A 20,013-nucleotide genomic window follows, 5' to 3' on the forward strand; every position below is an offset into this window, starting at 1 on the left:
GGTCCCGCGCCTCGGCGCGTGGCCGGTTTGCACCACCGGCGGGGGGCGGGGCCGGTCAGCCGCGGGGGGCCCGAGCCAGTTGGCGGGACTGGGCGACGAGCCGGTCCGCGCTGTCCCAGACCTCGGCGTCCTCCTCCAGAAAACCGCCGGCGAGGTTGCGGGTGGTGATGGAGACCCGCAGCGGGCCGGGGGCCGGGCGGCAGCGGACGTGGGTGGTGAGCTCGACGGTCGGGGTCCAGCCCTTGAGTCCGAGTTCGAAGGAGGTCGGCGGCAGCGCGTCGACGGTGAGGAGCAGGGAGAGCGCGTCGGGCTCGCGGCCGTCGGCCAGGTCGAACCAGCCGCGCATCTCGCCCTTGCCCGAGGGCGCGCCGATCGCCCAGCCGACGGTGGCGGGGTCGAGCTTGATGTCGAGCCGCTCGGTGATGGCCGAGGATCCGGGGATCTGCGGCGTGGGACCGTCGGAGGGACCGAAGCAGTTCTCGATGGGCGCGATGGCCGGGGGCCGCGCGGAGGTGCGGACGTCGTCCGGGAGCGCGTCGAGGTCACCGTACGAGGCGAGGACGCGGATGCGTTCGACCTCGGTGCCGTCCTCGGCGTACTGGAAGAGGGACGCCTGTCCGGTGGAGAGGGTGCGGCCGGTGCGGACGGTCTCGGTACGGATCACCGCGGGGCCGGGCACGGACGGCGTGAGGTAGTGCGCCGAGATCGTGAACGGGTCGGGGTGCGGGAGGTGGTCGCCGAGGGCGCGGCCGAGCAGGGCGAGGAGGTAGCCGCCGTTGACGGCGTGGATGATCGTCCAGCCGGCGGAGAGTTCGGCGTCGTACACGCCGGGGGCGCGGAGGGTGACAGCGGTGTCGCGGTCGAACTCACTCGTCTTCGCGCTCGTCGCCACGCTCTTCGACGCGGCCGTCTCGATGCTCGTGCTCATGGTTCCGACGGTACAGCAGCACGCTACTGAGCGGTAGCTTTTTCGGGCTCCTCGCGGGCGGAGGAACGCCGGTTCCACGCGCGGGGCGCGCGCCAGTGGAAACGCATGGCGAGGAGCCGCAGGAGGAAGGTCGTGATGACGGCGGCGCCACTGGTGTAGGCGTTGACCACGTCGAAGCGGATGCTGAGCACGACCATCGTGGCGCCGACGATGGCGGGCACGGCGTACAGGTCGCGGTCCCAGCGGAGCAGCGACGGGACCTCGTTGGCGAGCACATCGCGCAGCACACCGCCGCCGACGGCGGTCGCGAGACCGAGCGCGGCGGAGGAGGTGAGGCCGAGGCCGTAGTCGTACGCCTTGATGGTGCCGCTGACGCAGAAGAGGCCGAGGCCGGCGGCGTCGAAGACGTTGACGGCGGTCTGTGTGCGCTCGACCTCGGGGTGGAGGAAGAAGACGAGGACGGTGGCGACGAGCGGCGTGAGGAAATAGCCGAGATCCGTGAAGGCGGCGGGGGGTACGGCGCCGATGATCAGGTCGCGGAAGAGGCCGCCGCCGAGGGCGGTGACCTCGGCGAGGACGGCGATGCCGAAGACGTCGAAGTTCTTGCGCACGGCGAGGAGGGCGCCGGAGATGGCGAAGACGAAGATGCCGACGAGGTCGAGGGCGTGTTGTACGGAGGGACTGAACAGATCGTGGAGCACGGCGACCATTGTGACGGGTGGGGCGGGGCGGCCGCCGTGCGCCGCCCGTGGAGCGAAAGGGCCCCGCGCGCCGTGCGGCGCGCGGGGCCCTTTCTCGCTACTTCTGCGGCGCGTCGCCCTCGGCGCCGGCACCGGCGCCGGCGCCCTTCGCAGGCGCGTCCGCCTTCGCGGGGGTCTCGGCCACCGAGGTCTCCGCAGCGGCGTCGGACCCCGAAGAAGCCTCGGACTCCGCGGAAGCGTCGGACTCCGAAGAGGCCTCGGACTCCGCGGAAGCGTCGGACCCCGAAGAAGCCTCGGACTCCGCGCGGGCCTCCTTCGCGACAGCTTCCGCCTTCGCCGGGGCCGCCGGGGCCTCCTTCGCGACAGCTTCCGCCTTCGCCGGGGCCGCCGGGGAGGCGAGGTCCACCGACTCCCGCGCCGACGGGACCGTCACGCCCTCCGCGTTCTCCGGGTGGTGGCAGGCGACCCGCTGGCCCGGGCGGAGTTCCAGGAGCGGGGGCTCCTGGGTCTTGCAGATGTCCGTCGCCTTCCAGCAGCGGGTGTGGAAGCGGCAGCCCGGCGGCGGGGCGATCGGCGAGGGGACATCGCCCTTGAGCAGGATCCGCTCGCTCTTGGCTCCACGGCGTCGCGGGTCCGGCACCGGGACCGCCGACATCAGGGCCCTGGTGTACGGGTGCATCGGCGACTCGTACAGGGACTTGCGGTCCGCGAGCTCCACGATCTTGCCGAGGTACATGACCGCGATCCGGTCCGAGACGTGCCGGATGACCGACAGGTCGTGGGCGATGATCACGTAGGTGAGGCCCAGCTCCTCCTGGAGGTCGTCGAGGAGGTTCACCACTTGCGCCTGGATGGAGACGTCCAGGGCCGAGACGGGCTCGTCCGCCACCACCAGCTTCGGCTTCAGGGCGAGCGCCCGCGCGATGCCGATGCGCTGGCGCTGGCCGCCCGAGAACTCGTGCGGATAGCGGTTGTAGTGCTCCGGGTTCAGGCCGACCAGGCCGAGGAGGCGCTGGACCTCCTGCTTGACGCCGCCCTCGGGCTCCACGCCCTGCAGCTTGAACGGCGCCGACACGATCGCACCGACCGTGTGCCTCGGGTTCAGCGAGCCGTACGGGTCCTGGAAGATCATCTGGATGTCCCGGCGCAGCGGGCGCATGCCGCCCACGCCGAGGTGCGAGATGTCCGTGCCCTGGAACTCGACCTTGCCGCCGGTCGGTTCGAGGAGCCGGGTGATCAGCCGGCCCATCGTCGACTTGCCGCAGCCCGACTCACCGACCACGCCGAGGGTCTCGCCCGGCAGCACCTCGAAGTCGATGCCGTCGACGGCCTTGACCGCCCCGACCTGGCGCTGCAGCAGCCCCTTCTTGATGGGGAAGTGCTTGACCAGGCCGTTGACCTTGAGCAGGGGCTCGGGCGAAGTCGCCGTCGCCGTGGTCGTCTTGGTCGTCTTGTCGTCGCTCACAGCTTCGGCGCAATCTCTTCGGTCCAGATCCGGGTCCGCTCCTCCTGCGACATGTGGCAGGCGGAGTAGTGACGACCGTGGCCCTCAGCACTCGCCGCCTGCTGCAGCTCGGGGCGCTGGGTGCGCGTGATGCCGCCCTTGGGCACATCCGCGTACGGGCATCGCGGGTTGAAGGCACAGCCGCTGGGGACGTTGATCAGGCTGGGCGGGTTGCCCTTGACCGGGATGAGCCGGTCGGTCTGCTCCCGGTCGATCCGCGGCATCGAACCGAGCAGGCCCCAGGTGTACGGGTGCTGCGGCTCGTAGAAGACCGATTCGGCGGGGCCGCGCTCCACGCACCGGCCGCCGTACATCACGAGGATGTCGTCGGCGAGCTCGGCGACGACACCGAGGTCGTGGGTGATGATGATGACCGCGGAGCCGAACTCCTTCTGCAGATCCCGCATCAGGTCGAGGATCTGCGCCTGGACGGTCACGTCGAGCGCGGTGGTCGGCTCGTCCGCGATGAGCAGCTCGGGGTTGTTGACCAGTGCCATCGCGATCATGGCGCGCTGGCGCATACCGCCGGAGAACTCGTGCGGGTAGTTGTCGAACCGCTTGGCCGGCTCGGGGATGCCGACCCGGTCGAGGAGTTCGACGGCCCGCTTGCGCGCGGTCTTCTTGTCCACGGGGTGGTGGACCCGGTACGCCTCCACGATCTGGTGGCCGACCGTGTAGTACGGGTGCATCGCGGACAGCGGGTCCTGGAAGATCATCGCCATCTCCCGGCCGCGCAGCTTGCGCACGGTCTCGGGGTCGGCCGTCAGCAGCTCCTGGCCGTCGAGCCAGATCTCGCCGGAGATCCGGGCCTTCTGCCGGCCGTACTGGCCGACGGTGTGCAGGCCCATGATGCCGAGCGAGGTCACCGACTTGCCGGAGCCGGACTCGCCCACGATGCCGAGGGTCTTGCCTTTCTCCAGCTGGAAGGAGAGGCCGTCGACGGACTTGACCAGGCCGTCGTCGGTGGGGAAGTGGATCTTCAGGTCGCGTACGTCGAGGAAGGCGTCGGACGGGGCGGACTTCCCGGTCGCGACCGGTTCCCCCACCGCTGCTCCGGTCTTCAGAAGCTTGTCCGTCATGCGAGCCTCACTCGGGGGTCGATCACCGCGTACAGAAGGTCCACCACGAGGTTCGCGATGACGACACAGGACGCGGTGATGAGCGTGACCGCCAGGATCAGCGGCAGGTCGCGCTCGCTCACTCCCTTGATGGCCATCCAGCCGAGGCCCTGGAGGTTGAACGCGGTCTCGGTCAGGATGGCGCCGCCGACGAGGGCGCCGAGGTCCATACCGAAAATGGTCAGGATGGGGGTCATCGTGGAGCGCATGGCGTGCTTGCTGAGTACGACCCGCTCCGGCAGGCCCTTGGCCCGGGCCGTACGGATGTAGTCCTCGCCGAGGACCTCCAGCATGGTGGCGCGGGTGAGCCGCGCGTACATCGCCGCGTAGAGGAAGGCGAGGGTGACCCAGGGCAGCAGCAGGCCGCCGAACCAGCCGCCGAAGGATTCGCCGATCGGCACGTACGAGGCGTTGAGCCAGCCCAGTTGGGTGCGGAAGATCAGCATGGACAGCATGGCGGTGAAGAAGATCGGGAGCGAGACACCGGCGAGCGCGGTCATCATCGCGACCCGGTCGACCGCCGTGCCCCGCTTGAGCGCGGAGATCACACCGGTGGAGACGCCCATGACCAGCCACAGCACCGCGGCGCCGATGACCATGGAGATGGTGACGGGGAAGGCGTCGACCAGCATCGACGAGACTTCCTGCTCGGTACGGAACGAGTATCCGAAGCAGGGGGCCGCGCAGTGGATGGTGCTGCCGCCGCCCGTGTAGTCGCGGCCGACGAAGATTCCGGAGACGAAGTGCCAGAACTGAACCAGGATCGGCTCGTCCAGGCCCAGCTTCTGACGGATGCCCTCGATAGCGGCAGGGTCCGCCTGCTTGCCGACGAACATCGCGGCAGGATCGCTGCCGGTCATCTTGGGGATGAGGAAGAAGATGCTGAGCGTCACCAGGGTGACGACCATCAGCATCACTACGACGGCGAAGAGCCGTCGGACGATATATGCAAGCATGCGGTCGGCCGGCCGGTGGCCGGGGATCCCGATCGGGTTCCCCGGCCACCGGACAGGCCATCACCTGCCCTTCGGACCTAGCGGCGGGTGGTGCGCCGGTGGAGCGAGTTGATGGACACTCGACTTACTCGACTTACTTGACGACGCCGAGCGACGCGTAGTCGTAGCGGCCGTTGTAGGCGTCGGCCGTGTAGACGTTGGTCAGTCGCGAGGAGCGCCAGATGATGTTCTTCTCGTGGGTGAAGGGCAGGTAGACCGCGGCCTCGGAGACCTTGGTGTTGATCTGCTTGTAGATCTCGCCGGCCTTGACCGGGTCGGTCTCCTTCAGCGCGTCGTCGAAGAGCTTGTTGATCGCCGGGTCGTTGAGCTCCGAGAAGTTGTTGTTACCGCTCTGGAGGATGTAGCGACCGTCGACCAGCGGCTGCAGGAAGCCCTGACCCGACGGGAAGTCGGCGCCCCAGCCCATGATGATGATGCCGTAGCCCTTCTCCTTGACCACCTTCGGCGAACCGATGATGCCGGAGGTCTGGGCGCCGTCGAACTGGTCGATCTGGGCGTCGATGCCGACGGCCTTCAGCGACTGCTGGAGGGACTCGGCGGTCGCGATCTCGACCTTCTTGTTGTTGCGGACCGCGATGGTGGTCTTGAAGCCGTTCGGCTTACCGCACTTCTTCAGGGCCTCCTTCGCCTTGGCGATGTCCGGCGCGCCGGCGAGCTTGCCGTACGGGTCGGCCTTCGGGTCGGCACCCTTGATCGCCGGCGGCAGCATGTTGGTGGCGATGTCGCCACCGGCCTGCGGGCCACCACGGGCGGTCTGCAGCGACTTGGAGTCGGCCGCGTAGATGATCGCCTTGCGGCACTCGACGTTGTCGATGACCGTCTGCGGGAAGACCGCGTACCGGATGAAGCCGGTCTGCGGGTTGTCCGCGTTCTCCTTGTGCTGCTGGAGCACCTTGGCACGGGCGGCCGAACCGACGCCGGTGGCGTTGATGTCGAGGTCGTACTCGCCCTCGATCAGACGGTTGTCCATGTCGTCGGCGTTGGTGGTGAACTTGATGCTGATCTTGTCCGGCAGCGCCTTGCGGATGGTGTCCGTCTTGGCGTCCCACTTGTCGTTGCGGACGAGCAGCATCGACTTGTTGGGGGTGTACTGCTGCCACTTGTACGGGCCGGAGGAGAAGGGCTTCAGGCCGTACTGGGCCTTGGTGTCCTTGTCCTGGCGGACCGGCGAGGCGGCGGGCATGGCCAGCATCTGCAGGAAGTCACCGTTGGCGACCGGCAGCTTGAAGATGATGGTCTTGTCGTCCGGGGTCTCGATCGCCTTCAGGCCGAGCTTGTCCGGGGTGGTGTCCTTGTACGGACCCTTGTACTCGCCCTTGGGGTCGAGGACCTGCTGCAGGTAGATCGGGCCGCCGGAGATGACGTCCTGGGCCCAGATGCGCTCGATGCCGTACTTGATGTCCTTGGAGGTGATCGGCTTGCCGTCCTCCCAGGTCACCCCGTCCTTCAGCGTGAAGGTGTAGGTCAGGCCGTCGGGCGAGACCTTGCCGGTGTCGGTGGCGAGGTCGGAGACCAGCTCGGTGGAGGCGGCGCCCGGCTCGGCCTTGAACGAGACCAGCTGACGCGTGTAGAAGCGCATGTAGTCCCACACGAAGCCGTAGTAACCGCGCTGCGGGTCCCACGAGTCGGCTTCCTGCGAGCCGATGAACTTCAGCTCGCCGCCCTTCTTGTCGGAGGGGTTGGCGACCTTGTTCACGGCGGCGTTGAAGCCGGCCGCGCCGCCCTTGCCCTTGCCGCCACCGTCGCCGTTGCCGCCACAGGCGGTGGTGACGACCATCGTCGCCGCGGCGAGCAGCGCGCCCGCGGCGATTCTGCGTCGCGAAGAGCTCTTCAGTGTCATGGTCTCGCAACCTCCGGAATAGTGGCGGCCGTCAGGACGGTCCACCGTTGTTGATTGCCTCCTGTCACCAGCGGCAGGGGCGGGTCTGTTACGGGAAGGGCGGTCAGCGGGAGCCCTTCGGGTCCAGCGCGTCCCGCACGCCGTCGCCGAAGAGGTTGAACGCCAGAACGGTGATGAAGATCGCGAGGCCGGGGATCACCATGAACAGGGGGTCCGCTTCGTAGGTGGCGATGGCCGTCGACAGCATCTGGCCCCAGGAAGCGGTGGGAGGCTTCACACCCGCGCCGAGGAAGCTGAGCGCCGCTTCGGTGAGGATGTTGGTGGGGATCATCAGCGTCGCGTAGACGGTGATGGGCGCGACCAGGTTGGGCAGCAGCTCCCGGCGCAGGATGTAGAGGCGGCCGGCGCCCAGGCTGCGGGCGGCCTCGACGTACTCGCGCTCGCGCAGCGACAGCGTCTGGCCACGGACGATACGGCCCACGTACGGCCAGCCGAAGAAGCCGATCACGACCACCAGCGCGCCGATGCGGACTCCCGAACCCGAGATGCCGAGCAGCTCGTTGGGGAGCACGGAGACCAGGGCGATGGTGAAGAGCAGCTGCGGGAAGGCGAGCATGACGTCCATGACCCGGCTGAGCGCCGCGTCGATCCAGCCGCCGAAGTAGCCGGCGATGATGCCGAGGACGGTGCCGAGGAGGACCGCGAAGACCGCCGCGAGGAAGGCCACGAGCAGCGAGATCCGGGCGCCGTAGACGATACGGCTGAAGACGTCACGGCCGTTGACGGGCTCGACGCCGAAGAGGAAGTCGGAGCTGATGCCGCCCCAGGAGCCGACCGGGGTGCCGAAGAGCGGGTCGATCTGGTCCTCGTGGAACTCGTCCGGCGGATGCCCGAGCAGGCCGACGATCACCGGGGCGAAGATCGCAACCAGGACCAGGAAGAGCACGATGGCGCCGCCCGCCAGGGCCAGCTTGTCGCGCTTGAGCCGGGTCCACGCGATCTGCCCGGGCGAGCGGCCCTGGATCACTTTGGCGGGGCCTTCGGGCACGTCGTCGACGGCCGTGGTCGACTCGGCCGCACTCGTCTCGTGCAGTGGTGCCGTCATCGTGGTGAGGACCCCTCTCGGCCGCCGGTAGCCGGCCCTTGCCCGCCGCGGGTAGCGGCTTGGTGGAACAACTGCGGGGCACTGGCCAGGAAAGCCGAACGCCCGGTGTTCCGGGGAGTCTTCAATGTGTTCGCGATCACCCGCCAGACCTCACGGTGAATGTTTGCTCAACCGTGATGCGGTCCGCCTGCTTCCGTTATCCGGACGTCGTGATCGTCTGAGCGGACCATCTCACCCGCTATTCGACCAGAACGGACATCCGGCTCAACTCCTGCCGTCCGGGAGTGAATCGAGGGGACGGAACGGACGAATCAGTACGTGCGGGGCACGGCCGGAGGGTAGCCGTAGCCGGGAGCCTGCGCGGCCGGGGCCGCGTGCGCGTCACGGTCGTAGAACGGCCGCGCGTTGGCCCGCAGCCACATCGCCACCGGGTCGTACGCGTCCGACATGGCGACCGTCGAGACGGGCAGGCCGTCGGGGACCGCGGAGATCGACTGCCGCATCATGGCCCGCACGGCGTCGACCGAGGCCGCCGAGGTGTCGTAGAGGTCGAGACCGATGGCGAGGTACGGGGAGCCGAGCGCCGGCTGCACCCAGGCACGGCGCAGCGCCCGTACGGACGGGGTGCGGTGCGCGTTCTGGGTCAGCAGGGCATAGAACTGCGGGATCTCCAGGGCGGGCTCGGAGAGCCGCAGGGGTCCGGCGGGCATCCGGTCCAGTCCGGTGGCGATCCGGCGGAGGTCGGCCCAGGGGATGCCGACGCCGCCGCCGGCGTCGTGCGGGTTGAGCCAGATCCCCCACCGGTCGGGGTAGAGCGCGCGGGCGATGTCGAGGCCGGTGACCACCTCGTGCGCGCGGTTCCAGCCGGAGGCGGCGAGCTCCTGGGCGGAGGTGACGCAGGGCGCGTAGCCGAGGCCGTCGACCTCCATGTTTCCGTACTGGGCGTCCGGCGAGCCGGGCCCGCCCTGCCAGAGCAGCATCCACAGACGACCGTCGGCGAGGGCGTGCAGAAGCTGCTCGTACGCGTCGTAGCGTCCGGGTGCCACCTGGCGCAGCATGTGCTCGACCTGTCCGGCCGCAGCGGTGCCTGACGCGCTCACCCTGGGTCCCGCCCCTCTTCCGTCCACCGAATCAGCTTAATTACGCGGAGGCCCGCTGGTAGAAGGGGCGCACCTTCTCCAGCATCCAGTCGCCGACCGGGTCCTGCGCAACGTCCAGGAGGATGAGATTGACCGGCCAGGCCACCTCGACGCGGCCCAGGGCACGCCCGAGGGCGTCGAGCGGCGCATTGCGGTCGGCGCCGTCCCAGGTGACGAGCTGGACGCCGACGAAGAGGGCCGGCTCGGTGCCCTCGACGCTGGCGAGGGCGCGGCGGGCGGTGACGACGACGCCGGTGGCCTCGAACTCGGCGGCGGCGGCGGAGAGGAAGTCGACGGGGTCGTCCTGCCAGTCCGGCTCGAAGAGGCGGACCCGGCCGCCGCTCGCGGGGCCGTCCAGCGGGGTGCGGCCGACCCGGCAGAGCTCGGCGACGGCGGGCGGGGGCAGCGGGGCGCCGACGGTGCCGCCCGGGTTCACGGCGATGCCGAGCTGCGGGGGCAGGCCGCGGGCGAAGTCGCGGGCGGGCGCGACGGTGAAGGACATATGGCTGCCGACGCAGGCCAGGAACTGCTGCTCGGAGCTGAAGACGGGGACGTAGGGGAGGCCGTCGATCTCCAGGGTGGGCAGGTCGAGGTCGGTGCTGTCGGGCCCGCCGCCGTTGGGCAGGGGCACCCAGACGGGGCTCCGTCCGAGCACCTCGACGAGCCGGCCCCCGGCAGCGGGGTTGCCGAGCGAGGCGGCCAGCACCTCTTCGAGCTCATTGCCCGGCCACATGACGTCCACGGTTCTCGGTTCCCCTTCTCGCGCGCCCTGGTCACGGCGCCCTCCGGGCAGAACCCTAACGCCGCCCTGACACCGTCGTGGCCAAAAGCGTACGGAGCGCGTTCCTCCGTATATGCGATCCGCGCCACTCGGAGCGTCGCCGGCGCGTCGCCGGTGCTCGCCGGTGCTCGCCGGTGCGTCGCTCGGCAGGAGTCCGAGCCACTCGGAGCGTCGCCGGCGCGTCGGTCGGCGGGCCTCGGGGTCAGGCCGCGTCGCGGAAGCCGATCGTCCGGAGCGCGCCGGCCGCGTCCCGGTCGAGCAGGGTCGCCGAGGCGCAGCCCTGGGGAAGGCGGCCGGACTCGACGGAGCGCAGCAGCCGGCCGACCGCCCGGCGGTGCCGGGCGAAGGCGTAGCCGGACACGCCGCGGCCCCGCTCCCGCTGCCCCGCGCGGGCCGTGGCGGGGGTGACGTCGAGCAGGATCAGGTGCAGGGCGCTGCCCCGGCGGCGGGCCTCGCGCGCGAGCCAGTTCCGCACCCAGGACTGTGTGCCGCAGTCGTGGACGATCACGCTCCGCCCGGAGCGCAGGGCGCGGCGCAGCCCGGCGTAGTGGGCGATCCGGGCGAGCGGGCGGTAGACGGCGTACGGCAGGAAGCGGGGCAGGCGGGCCTCCCAGCGCTCGCGGGCGTCCTGCGAGTCGATGCCCAGGCCTTCGGCCGCTCGGCGCATCAGCGTCGACTTGCCGCTGCCGGGCAGCCCGGAGACGACCACGAGGTCGCCGGAGGCGAAGGAGAGCGCGCGGGGGCCCCGGCCGCCCCGCTCGCGCAGGTCACGGAGCAGGGGCGCGGCGGAGACACGCCTGCGGGTCCTCGCCCGGGCGCGCTGGGCCGGTATGGCCGTCCCCGCCGCATAAGCGCCGGTGTGCTGAAACGTCATCGCCTCTCCCCCTGTCGGGTCCTGAGGACCCTTCCCAAGAAGTGTAAAGAAACGGTAATGAGGCACAAGCGATTTGCCGATCAGACCCGGCGTGCAATGATGTGCGCGCCAAGCGCACACAACCACATACTGGCCGCTCGAATCCGCGCGGGAGAGTCCCGGACAGGGCTGTAGCAGTGCTGTAGCAGTCCGGGCGCCGAAGGAGCAAGACCCTCCCTTGAATCTCTCAGGCCCCGTACCGCGCGGATGAGGCAGATCTGAAAAGCGGGCGCGCTGTCGCGCCCCACCCAAGGTGCAAGCCGGGGATGCCCCCGGTGAACCTCTCAGGTTCCATGACAGATGGGGAGGATCGTCCTCGTCCGTCATGATTTTTTGCCCTGGGACCCGGGAGCCACACCCATGAGCACAGCCGCCCCCCGTCTGACCGCCCTCGATGCGCTGCATCGCTCCCTGGGCGCGACCATGACCGACTTCGCGGGCTGGGACATGCCGCTGCGCTACGGCAGCGAGCGGGACGAGCACAACGCCGTCCGCACCAAGGCGGGCCTCTTCGACCTCTCCCACATGGGCGAGATCACGGTCACCGGCCCCCAGGCCGTCGAGCTGCTCGACTACGCGCTGGTCGGCAACATCTCCACGGTGGGCCCGGGCCGCGCCCGCTACACGATGATCTGCCAGGAGGACGGCGGCATCCTCGACGACCTGATCGTGTACCGGCTCCAGGGCCAGGAGGCCGCACCGGCCGAATATCTGGTCGTCGCCAACGCCTCCAACGCCCAGATCGTCCTCGACGCGCTCACCGAGCGCGCGGCCGGCTTCGACGCCGAGGTGCGCGACGACCGCGACGCGTACGCCCTGATCGCCGTCCAGGGCCCGGAGTCGCCCGGCATCCTGAAGTCGCTGACCGACGCCGACCTGGACGGGCTGAAGTACTACGCCGGTCTGCCCGGCACGGTCGCCGGGGTGCCCGCGCTGATCGCCCGTACCGGCTACACCGGCGAGGACGGCTTCGAGCTCTTCCTCAAGCCCGAGCACGCCGAGGGCGTCTGGCGGGCGCTGACCGAGGCCGGCGCCCCGGTCGGCCTGATCCCCTGCGGTCTCTCCTGCCGTGACACGCTCCGCCTGGAGGCGGGCATGCCGCTGTACGGGCACGAGCTGACCACCTCCCTGACGCCGTTCGACGCCGGCCTCGGCCGGGTCGTCAAGTTCGAGAAGACGACGAACGAGGGCCGCTTCGTCGGCCGCGAGGCGCTGGAGAAGGCCGCCGAGCGCGCCGAGGCCGCCCCGCCGCGCAAGCTCGTCGGCCTGATCGCCGAGGGCCGCCGCGTCCCGCGCGCCGGGTTCTCGGTCGTCGCCGGCGGCGAGGTCGTCGGCGAGGTCACCTCCGGCGCCCCCTCCCCCACGCTCGGAAAGCCGATCGCCATGGCGTACGTGGACGCGGCGCACGCCGCGCCCGGCACGCAGGGTGTAGGTGTGGACATCCGCGGCACCCACGAGCCGTACGAGGTCGTGGCGCTGCCGTTCTACAAGCGCCAGAAGTGACCTTTCCGCCCCACCCGGCGTCTCACGCTGTGTCTCACCTCGCAAGACCCACGTTCATCAGCACTCCCCCGATCCAGGAGAATCAGGTCATGAGCAACCCCCAGCAGCTGCGCTACACCAAGGAGCACGAGTGGCTGTCGGACGCCGAGGACGGCGTCGCGACGGTCGGCATCACGGAGTTCGCCGCCAACGCGCTCGGTGACGTCGTCTACGCCCAGCTTCCCGAGGTCGGCGACACCGTCACCGCGGGCGAGACCTGTGGCGAGCTGGAGTCGACGAAGTCCGTCAGCGACCTGTACTCCCCGGTCACCGGTGAGGTCGTGGCGGCCAACCAGGACGTGGTGGACGACCCCTCCCTGGTGAACACCGCTCCGTTCGAGGGTGGCTGGCTGTTCAAGGTACGCGTCACGGGTGAGCCGGACGATCTGCTCTCCGCCGACGAGTACGCCAAGTTCTCCGCCGGGAACTGAGACCCCTTAGGGATCGATTCATGTCGCTTCTGAACACCCCTCTTCACGAGCTGGACCCCGACGTCGCCGCCGCTGTCGACGCCGAGCTCCGCCGCCAGCAGTCCACCCTCGAGATGATCGCCTCGGAGAACTTCGCTCCGGTCGCGGTCATGGAGGCCCAGGGCTCCGTTCTCACCAACAAGTACGCCGAGGGCTACCCCGGCCGCCGTTACTACGGCGGCTGCGAGCACGTCGACGTCGCCGAGCAGATCGCGATCGACCGGGTCAAGGACCTTTTCGGCGCGGAGTACGCCAACGTCCAGCCGCACTCGGGCGCCTCCGCGAACCAGGCCGCGCTCTTCGCGATCGCCCAGCCCGGCGACACGATCCTGGGCCTGGACCTGGCGCACGGCGGCCACCTCACCCACGGCATGCGCCTGAACTTCTCCGGCAAGCAGTTCAACGTGGTCGCCTACCACGTCGACGAGGCCGGTCTGGTCGACATGGCCGAGGTCGAGCGCCTGGCCAAGGAGAACCACCCCAAGGTGATCATCGCGGGCTGGTCCGCCTACCCGCGTCAGCTGGACTTCGCGGAGTTCCGCCGGATCGCGGACGAGGTCGGCGCGTACCTGTGGGTCGACATGGCGCACTTCGCGGGCCTCGTCGCCGCCGGTCTGCACCCCAACCCGGTCGAGTACGCGGACGTGGTGACCTCCACCACGCACAAGACGCTCGGCGGCCCGCGCGGCGGCATCATCCTGGCCAAGAAGGAGTTCGCGAAGAAGCTGAACTCCTCGGTCTTCCCCGGCTTCCAGGGCGGCCCGCTGGAGCACGTGATCGCGGCCAAGGCCGTCTCCTTCAAGGTCGCGGCCTCGGAGGAGTTCAAGGAGCGCCAGCGGCGCACGGTGGAGGGTGCCCGCATCCTCGCCGAGCGCCTGGTCCAGGACGACGTCACCGAGCACGGCGTCTCGGTCCTGTCCGGTGGCACGGACGTGCACCTGGTCCTGGTCGACCTGCGCAACAGCGAGCTCGACGGCCAGCAGGCCGAGGACCGCCTCCACGAGGTCGGCATCACGGTCAACCGGAACGCGATCCCGAACGACCCGCGTCCGCCGATGGTCACCTCGGGTCTGCGGATCGGTACGCCGGCGCTCGCCACCCGCGGTTTCGCCACCGAGGACTTCACCGAGGTCGCCGACATCATCGCGGAGACCCTCAAGCCCGGATTCGACACGGAGGCCCTCAAGGCCCGCGTCACCGCGCTGGCCGAGAAGCACCCGCTGTACCCCGGCCTGAAGTAATTTCGTACCCTTTTGTTCGTACGAACCTCCGGGGCACCGCGCACACTGGGCAGTGGGCGCGGTGCCCCACCGCTTGTCGCCCCGCTTGTCGTACCTGTTCCGCGCTTTTCTGCTCCACCCCGGCAGACAACGGCGTCTACCAACCCCCACAAGGAGTTTCCCGTGGCCATCTCGGTCTTCGACCTGTTCTCGATCGGCATCGGCCCGTCCAGCTCCCACACAGTGGGTCCGATGCGCGCGGCGCGGATGTTCGCCCGCCGACTGAAGAACGAGGGCCTGCTGGCCCACACCGCCTCCATACGGGCGGAGCTGTACGGCTCGCTGGGTGCGACCGGCCACGGCCACGGCACGCCGAAGGCGGTCCTGCTCGGCCTGGAGGGCAACTCGCCGCGCACGGTCGACGTCGAGACGGCGGACGAGGAGTTCGAGCGGATCAAGTCGAGCGGCCGGATCAACCTGGTGGGGGCGCACGAGATCCCGTTCTCCTTTGACGAGGACCTGATCCTGCACCGCCGCAAGGCGCTGCCGTACCACGCCAACGGCATGACGATCTTCGCGTACGACGCCGAGGGCGCTCTGGTCCTGGAGAAGACGTACTACTCGGTCGGTGGCGGCTTCGTCGTGGACGAGACCGTGCTCCCCCAGGAGGGCGGGCAGGGCGAGAACCCGATCGTCCCGGACGACACGGTCCTGAAGTACCCCTTCCGTACGGGTGACGAGCTGCTTCGGCTCGCCAAGGAGACCGGCCTGTCGATCTCGGCGCTGATGCTGGAGAACGAGAAGGCCTGGCGCACGGAGGAGGAGATCCGCGAGGGCCTCCTGGAGATCTGGCGCGTCATGCAGGCCTGCGTCTCGCGCGGCATGTCCCGCGAGGGCATCCTGCCGGGCGGTCTCAAGGTGCGTCGCCGCGCCGCGAACACGGCCCGCAAGCTGCGCTCCGAGGGCGACCCGGCGGCGCTCGCGATGGAGTGGATCACCCTCTACGCGATGGCCGTGAACGAGGAGAACGCGGCGGGCGGCCGGGTGGTCACCGCCCCGACGAACGGCGCGGCCGGCATCATCCCGGCGGTCCTGCACTACTACATGAACTTCGTGCCGGGAGCGGACGAGGACGGCGTGGTCCGCTTCCTGCTGGCGGCCGGGGCGGTCGGCATGCTCTTCAAGGAGAACGCCTCGATCTCGGGCGCCGAGGTCGGCTGCCAGGGCGAGGTCGGCTCGGCCTGCTCGATGGCGGCCGGCGCGCTGGCCGAGGTCCTGGGCGGCTCCCCCGAGCAGGTCGAGAACGCGGCCGAGATCGGCATGGAGCACAACCTGGGCCTGACCTGCGACCCGGTCGGCGGACTGGTCCAGATCCCGTGCATCGAGCGCAACGGCATGGCGGCGGTCAAGGCCGTCACGGCGGCGAAGATGGCGATGCGCGGCGACGGCAGCCACCTGGTCTCGCTGGACAAGGTCATCAAGACGATGAAGGAGACCGGCGCCGACATGTCGGTCAAGTACAAGGAGACCGCGCGCGGCGGCCTCGCGGTGAACATCATCGAGTGCTGAGGTTCTGGGCCCTGACCAGCGCGTTTCCATCTTTCAGCGCTGTCAGGGCCTTCCCTGCTTGCACGACGGAAAGTCCCTGGAATCTCCCTGGGACAGACGTGAAAGTCCCTGAAAAGTACCTGGGATGTCCCAGGGCTCGGGGCGCCCCACACCTGTAAGTGGTCACTCACGCGAGTGAACCGGCGCGACATTCCTTTGGCGCCGGAGCTGGATCTGGAGCGTGCCGACCAACCGCTCACAGCCCGCCAGCGATCGATGGACGGCCGCCCCGGGCAACGAATCGGAGACGCCATGGGTGCCCTTCCAACCAGCAGTCGCCATCTTTCCCTGGAGGGCAGGCCACCACCGGATACCCCCACGCTGCGACGGCTTCCCGGCAAGGCCAGGCCGCGCAAGGATGTGCTACTGGAGTGCGAGGCAGAGGCAGCCGAGATGCGTGGGTACATCCCGCGGGTGCTCTGGGGCTTCCTGATTCCGGACCTGACCCGCGTGTTCCGGTGGCGCGTGCAGCTCGACTGCGGATGCATCCCAGAGGTCCTCACTCGCGAGGACGGTCCTCCGCCGCACGAGATGCGATGGAAGGAACACGCACACGGCTCACAGCTGCCTCCCGGGCAGATGATCTGCTGGCACGACGACTCCCCTCCTGCGCCATATCGCATGATCGCCGAGTGGGGCGAGCGGAGTGAGGTGACGCTTCCCGCCAGCCCAGTCGAGCCACCGGATGGCATCGACCCCAAGGTATGGGCAGTCATCCGGCACGACGAACCGCACACTTCTGCCTTCTGGAAGGTCACCCTGACTTGCGGCCACGCGGGGGAGGCCGTTGCCCCGAATCTCAATTGGACCCCTGCCTCGGGGCCTCGTCAGGCACGTCCGGACAGGGTGTTGCAGATGTGCGCCGACTTCGAGCAGGCCTGGCACGACAACCCGGAACTACAGGCCGAGCAGGATCGGGACCACACTCGACGGATGCTCGCAGACGGCTGGCCGACGCCGCGGCCGGAGCAGCTGTGCCACTCCTGTCCTCAAGTACGGATGATCTTGGCCTACGAGCGCGTCGGCTGGCTTGTCCCCCGGCGGCAAAAGGCTGAGAAGACTGAGAGCAGCGCGCCTACGCCCTCTCACCCCGCCCTGGAGCGCAGGCTGCAACGAGCCGAAGCCGTGGCCGAGCGACTTCGCGCCGAGTTGGATCAACTGGAATAGGGCGCCGGCGCTTTTCACGGCCGGGCCTTGACCAGCCTCGCCAGAAACGGTCTCACCGCGCGGGACGCGACGAGAGATTCCTGCCACAGGCGCATCCACATCCAGTGAAGACCGGAGGACCGGGATTCCCTCGTCCGACCACGGTCCCGTCAGGAGATCCGTTCGTAAAGGGCCCCTTCCGCCATCCGTAGCTCGCGCTCGACGGCTTCGGTGAGGCTGGGGTTGTCGATAAGGATGCCGAACTCGACGTTGTTGTTCTCGGCACTCCAGGAGAAGTTCGCACTGGTAACCAGCAGAAGGTGATGGTCGATGGCAAGGAACTTAGCGTGATTGCGGACGTACCCACCGTCGAACTCCTTGGTTCGCCATACCTCGGCCGGGGCCAGGTGCGCGGCGACCTCCGTGGTAGAGGGGACGTCCAGAGCGCCGAGCTGCGCTGGAAGTTGAAGGTCGAGCAGGTGATCGCGTGGCGGGCACTGTCCACGAGGCGTGTAACCGACGTGGTGAGCGGTCCGCTCTGGGCGAGGTGTCCGGGCATGGTCCACAGCGGTGACAGTGTCGTCGGAAGGGCCCGTGCCCCCTCGATTGCTCGTAAAACGAGTACCTGCTGGATGAGGGCAGGGTGGCGCTTGGCCAGCACACCCCGGGCGAACGAGCCGGGCTCGTTGCTCAGGAGGACCGGATCGCCATCTGGGCCGGTGTCGCGAACGGCTTCGTCGCCCGTAGCGCGGGAGGTCTTCTCTGTCATGGTGTCCAAGCCCTTCGTGCTTCGCTCGCGTGTCCGTGATCCCCGGAGCATGCTCGCTGTCAGTCCAGCCCGCCGGTGGCTTCGAGATGGGCGAGGAAGGCGGCCACGAGGCGGGGGCGGGGAGTGTCGGGCACGGGTGCGTCAGGTAGGTCGGCTTCCAGCCCCCACTCCGTGTTGAAGGTGATGCTGGTGCCGTCAGGAACGACGCTGTCCCACAGCCACCGAACGAACTCCGCCGCCGCCTGGACCGTGCAGTCCTCCAGAGCGATGCCTTCGGGGGACAGCCTGGCCATACCCTCCAACCCCTCTTCTCCGAAGGTGATGCCGAAGTGCATGACGGACCCGCGGACCGGTCCTTCGTCCCCCTCGTCGACGCGGATGAACTCGTCCGGGTCCCGCTCGCGCAGCCTGGCCTCGATCAGTTCGTAGGTCAGGCCCCAGGTGGAGCCCTCGGCGGGGCCGAAGATGTACATGGTCCGGAGTTCGGCCAGTTCGGACGTGTCCACGCGCTCGCTCCTCGTCGTGTGCTGCCGGTGGTCAGGGTACGTAGCGGGCATAGCCCTTGGCGGGGACTGTAAAACGTTCGGCTCTGTTCCGTAGTCGGTGGTGACGTTGTGGGTTCGTCACTGGAGGAGGATGCGGTGGCGGAGGAGGTCGAATCCGGCTCGGCCGTGCATCTGTCGCATGATCTTCTTCGTGCGGGTGTTGACGCCTTCGGTGCGTCCGTTGTGGTGGGGCAGGGTGAGGCCGGCGTTCACAGCGGCACGGTCGAGTTCCAGGCCGTTGCAGAAGCTGTGCAGGTGGGGCAGGTCGGTGGCGCGGACATCGGCGATCCACTGGGTGAGCTTGTTGTCGTTGGCCTGGGCCGGGGTCAGGAGGGCGGCGAACTCGCCGGTGAGTCGGGCGAGTGCGGTCATCTCCGGGCAGGCGGCTGTGAGGATGCCGAGCAGGTCGGTGTCCTTGGTCCACAGGTGCTCGGGGTGGGTGAGTAGGAGCCGGGTGAGGCGGTGTGGGGTTGTCACGGGGCGGTCGCCTTCGGCGCGGCCCTGGTTGAGGTAGCGGACCAGCAGGTTGGCACTGCCGGTGTAGCCCTGTTCCCTGATCTCGTGCAGGAGGTGGGTGACGGGGACGGCGGGGTCGGCGGCCCGGCGGGCGCGCAGGTGGTCGCGGTAGGGGTCGACCAGGGTGGGCCGGTAACGGGGGGCGATACGATCCGCGGGCGGTTCGGGGATGCGGGCGTAGCGCTTGACGGTGTTCAGGGCGAGGTTCAGTCTGCGGGAGCAGTCGAGCAGGCCGACGCCGGAGTCGAGGAGGGCGTGGACTTTGTGCCATCGCTCGCGGGTGGTCTGCTCACGGACGCCGCCGGGCCGGGGCGGGTTGACGGTGGCCCAGCAGGGGGCGTGGGCGCGGACCTCGGCCAGGACCTTGCCGCACAGGTTCCGCCACAGATGCCAGCGGTCGCTGACCTGCACCGCGTCGGGCAGGGCCCGGCGGATCGCCTCGGCGTAGGTGGCCGAGCCGTCCCGGCACACGACTTCGATCTCCGTCTTCCCGCGCAGCCATGCCTCCAGGGTGGCGGCCTCGCGGTCGGGCAGGACGTCGACGCGTTCCCCGGTCTCGGCGTCGATGACGATCGTGGCATAGCGGTGGCGGCGGCGCAGGGCGAAGTCGTCGACCCCGACCACCCGCGGGATCCGCACCGTCGGTACGGGGATGCGTCGCAGCACCCGCAAGGCGGTGGCGAACGATACGGGTACGGCCAGCGACCGGGTGAGCCGGGCTGCCGCCCGGCCGCATAACTCCTTGACTACCGCCGAGACCTCGCCGCTCAGACGCGTGGTGCGACGCTGGAGGCGCTCCAGCAGCCCAGGGACTTGCTCGCGGAAGGTCTGCCGCCGACAGCCCAGGACTGGGCAGACCAGACGTCGCACCTGGACGTTGACCACGACCCGGCGCCCATCCACCGGCACGTCCGCAACTGTCCGGCCGTGGTACCCGTGCACCTTCCCCGTCGGGATCCCGCACATCGGGCAGGGAAAGGGAACATCCCGGGTCCGGGCCAAGACCCGGATCACCTCGCCGTCGTCCGCAACGTCATCGATGACCAGCGCCGAGAGCCCAGAAAACACTGTTGCCACAAGGGAGTTGACATCTTGCATATGGAGTCAACGACGGCCGTCACCTGCCGTCACCACCGACTACGGAACAGAGCC

18 protein-coding genes and 1 riboswitch are annotated in these 20,013 nt (G+C 69.3%); of the genes, 5 read left to right on the plus strand and 13 right to left on the minus strand.

Annotated features, from left to right (window positions below; genetic code table 11):
* Positions 1 to 55: 55 nt before the first annotated feature.
* The 10 genes from J7E93_RS01210 to J7E93_RS01255 form a co-directional block, all read right to left on the minus strand.
* Positions 56 to 928, minus strand: coding sequence for a thioesterase family protein (locus J7E93_RS01210; protein ID WP_215065294.1), 873 nt, complete (start codon positions 926 to 928; stop codon positions 56 to 58).
* Between the two features lie 23 nt (positions 929 to 951).
* Positions 952 to 1,629: a trimeric intracellular cation channel family protein gene (locus tag J7E93_RS01215; RefSeq protein WP_215065295.1), complete on the minus strand. Its 678-nt coding sequence runs from the start codon at positions 1,627 to 1,629 to the stop codon at positions 952 to 954.
* A 97-nt stretch (positions 1,630 to 1,726) separates the two neighbouring features.
* On the minus strand, positions 1,727 to 3,094 hold the full coding sequence (locus J7E93_RS01220; RefSeq protein ID WP_215065297.1) for an ABC transporter ATP-binding protein: 1,368 nt from the start codon (positions 3,092 to 3,094) through the stop codon (positions 1,727 to 1,729).
* Entirely contained in the window at positions 3,091 to 4,212 is a 1,122-nt protein-coding gene (locus J7E93_RS01225; RefSeq protein WP_215065299.1) for an ABC transporter ATP-binding protein, read from the minus strand. The genes J7E93_RS01220 and J7E93_RS01225 overlap by 4 nt, the downstream gene beginning before the upstream one ends.
* Positions 4,209 to 5,207: an ABC transporter permease gene (locus J7E93_RS01230; protein WP_215065300.1), complete on the minus strand. Its 999-nt coding sequence runs from the start codon at positions 5,205 to 5,207 to the stop codon at positions 4,209 to 4,211. Before J7E93_RS01230 ends, J7E93_RS01225 begins: the two co-directional genes overlap by 4 nt.
* Positions 5,208 to 5,340: 133 nt before the next feature.
* Positions 5,341 to 7,107, minus strand: coding sequence for an ABC transporter substrate-binding protein (locus J7E93_RS01235; RefSeq protein ID WP_215065302.1), 1,767 nt, complete (start codon positions 7,105 to 7,107; stop codon positions 5,341 to 5,343).
* A 103-nt stretch (positions 7,108 to 7,210) separates the two neighbouring features.
* Positions 7,211 to 8,212, minus strand: a complete 1,002-nt coding sequence (locus J7E93_RS01240; protein ID WP_215065304.1) for an ABC transporter permease — start codon at positions 8,210 to 8,212, stop codon at positions 7,211 to 7,213.
* 311 nt (positions 8,213 to 8,523) lie between these two features.
* On the minus strand, positions 8,524 to 9,312 hold the full coding sequence (locus tag J7E93_RS01245; RefSeq protein WP_215065306.1) for an enhanced serine sensitivity protein SseB C-terminal domain-containing protein: 789 nt from the start codon (positions 9,310 to 9,312) through the stop codon (positions 8,524 to 8,526).
* A gap of 40 nt (positions 9,313 to 9,352) precedes the next feature.
* Complete coding sequence (locus J7E93_RS01250; RefSeq protein WP_215065333.1) at positions 9,353 to 10,084, minus strand: enhanced serine sensitivity protein SseB; 732 nt, start codon at positions 10,082 to 10,084, stop codon at positions 9,353 to 9,355.
* Between the two features lie 250 nt (positions 10,085 to 10,334).
* Positions 10,335 to 11,006, minus strand: coding sequence for an AAA family ATPase (locus J7E93_RS01255; RefSeq protein WP_215065308.1), 672 nt, complete (start codon positions 11,004 to 11,006; stop codon positions 10,335 to 10,337).
* Between the two features lie 138 nt (positions 11,007 to 11,144).
* A riboswitch (glycine riboswitch) is annotated at positions 11,145 to 11,257 on the plus strand.
* 148 nt (positions 11,258 to 11,405) lie between these two features.
* On the opposite strand from J7E93_RS01255, the gene gcvT reads away from it, so the two are divergent.
* From gcvT to J7E93_RS01280, 5 genes are all read left to right on the plus strand, one after another.
* Entirely contained in the window at positions 11,406 to 12,548 is a 1,143-nt protein-coding gene (gene gcvT / locus J7E93_RS01260; RefSeq protein ID WP_215065309.1) for a glycine cleavage system aminomethyltransferase GcvT, read from the plus strand.
* An 89-nt stretch (positions 12,549 to 12,637) separates the two neighbouring features.
* Positions 12,638 to 13,018, plus strand: a complete 381-nt coding sequence (gene gcvH / locus J7E93_RS01265) for a glycine cleavage system protein GcvH (RefSeq protein WP_215065311.1) — start codon at positions 12,638 to 12,640, stop codon at positions 13,016 to 13,018.
* Positions 13,019 to 13,038: 20 nt separating this feature from the next.
* Positions 13,039 to 14,298 (plus strand): serine hydroxymethyltransferase, encoded by a 1,260-nt coding sequence (gene glyA, locus J7E93_RS01270; protein ID WP_215065318.1) that lies wholly within the window; start codon positions 13,039 to 13,041, stop codon positions 14,296 to 14,298.
* Between the two features lie 162 nt (positions 14,299 to 14,460).
* Complete coding sequence (locus tag J7E93_RS01275) at positions 14,461 to 15,846, plus strand: L-serine ammonia-lyase (protein WP_215065320.1); 1,386 nt, start codon at positions 14,461 to 14,463, stop codon at positions 15,844 to 15,846.
* Between the two features lie 174 nt (positions 15,847 to 16,020).
* A complete protein-coding gene (locus tag J7E93_RS01280) occupies positions 16,021 to 17,052 on the plus strand; it encodes a hypothetical protein (protein WP_215065322.1) in 1,032 nt (343 codons plus the stop codon).
* A gap of 149 nt (positions 17,053 to 17,201) precedes the next feature.
* Here the strand turns inward: J7E93_RS01280 and J7E93_RS37935 are convergent, their stop codons facing one another.
* The 3 genes from J7E93_RS37935 to J7E93_RS01295 all read right to left on the minus strand — a co-directional run bounded on the left by J7E93_RS37935 (position 17,202) and on the right by J7E93_RS01295 (position 19,929).
* Positions 17,202 to 17,597, minus strand: coding sequence for a phospholipase D-like domain-containing protein (locus tag J7E93_RS37935; protein WP_215065323.1), 396 nt, complete (start codon positions 17,595 to 17,597; stop codon positions 17,202 to 17,204).
* Positions 17,598 to 17,859: 262 nt separating this feature from the next.
* A complete protein-coding gene (locus tag J7E93_RS01290) occupies positions 17,860 to 18,306 on the minus strand; it encodes a hypothetical protein (protein ID WP_215065325.1) in 447 nt (148 codons plus the stop codon).
* A 117-nt stretch (positions 18,307 to 18,423) separates the two neighbouring features.
* Positions 18,424 to 19,929 carry an ISL3 family transposase gene (locus tag J7E93_RS01295; protein WP_215065334.1) on the minus strand — a complete coding sequence of 502 codons (1,506 nt, stop codon included), beginning with the start codon at positions 19,927 to 19,929 and terminating at the stop codon, positions 18,424 to 18,426.
* Positions 19,930 to 20,013 lie beyond the last annotated feature (84 nt).

It is taken from the genome of Streptomyces sp. ISL-36 (genome assembly GCF_018614205.1).
Taxonomy (GTDB): Bacteria; Actinomycetota; Actinomycetes; order Streptomycetales; family Streptomycetaceae; genus Streptomyces.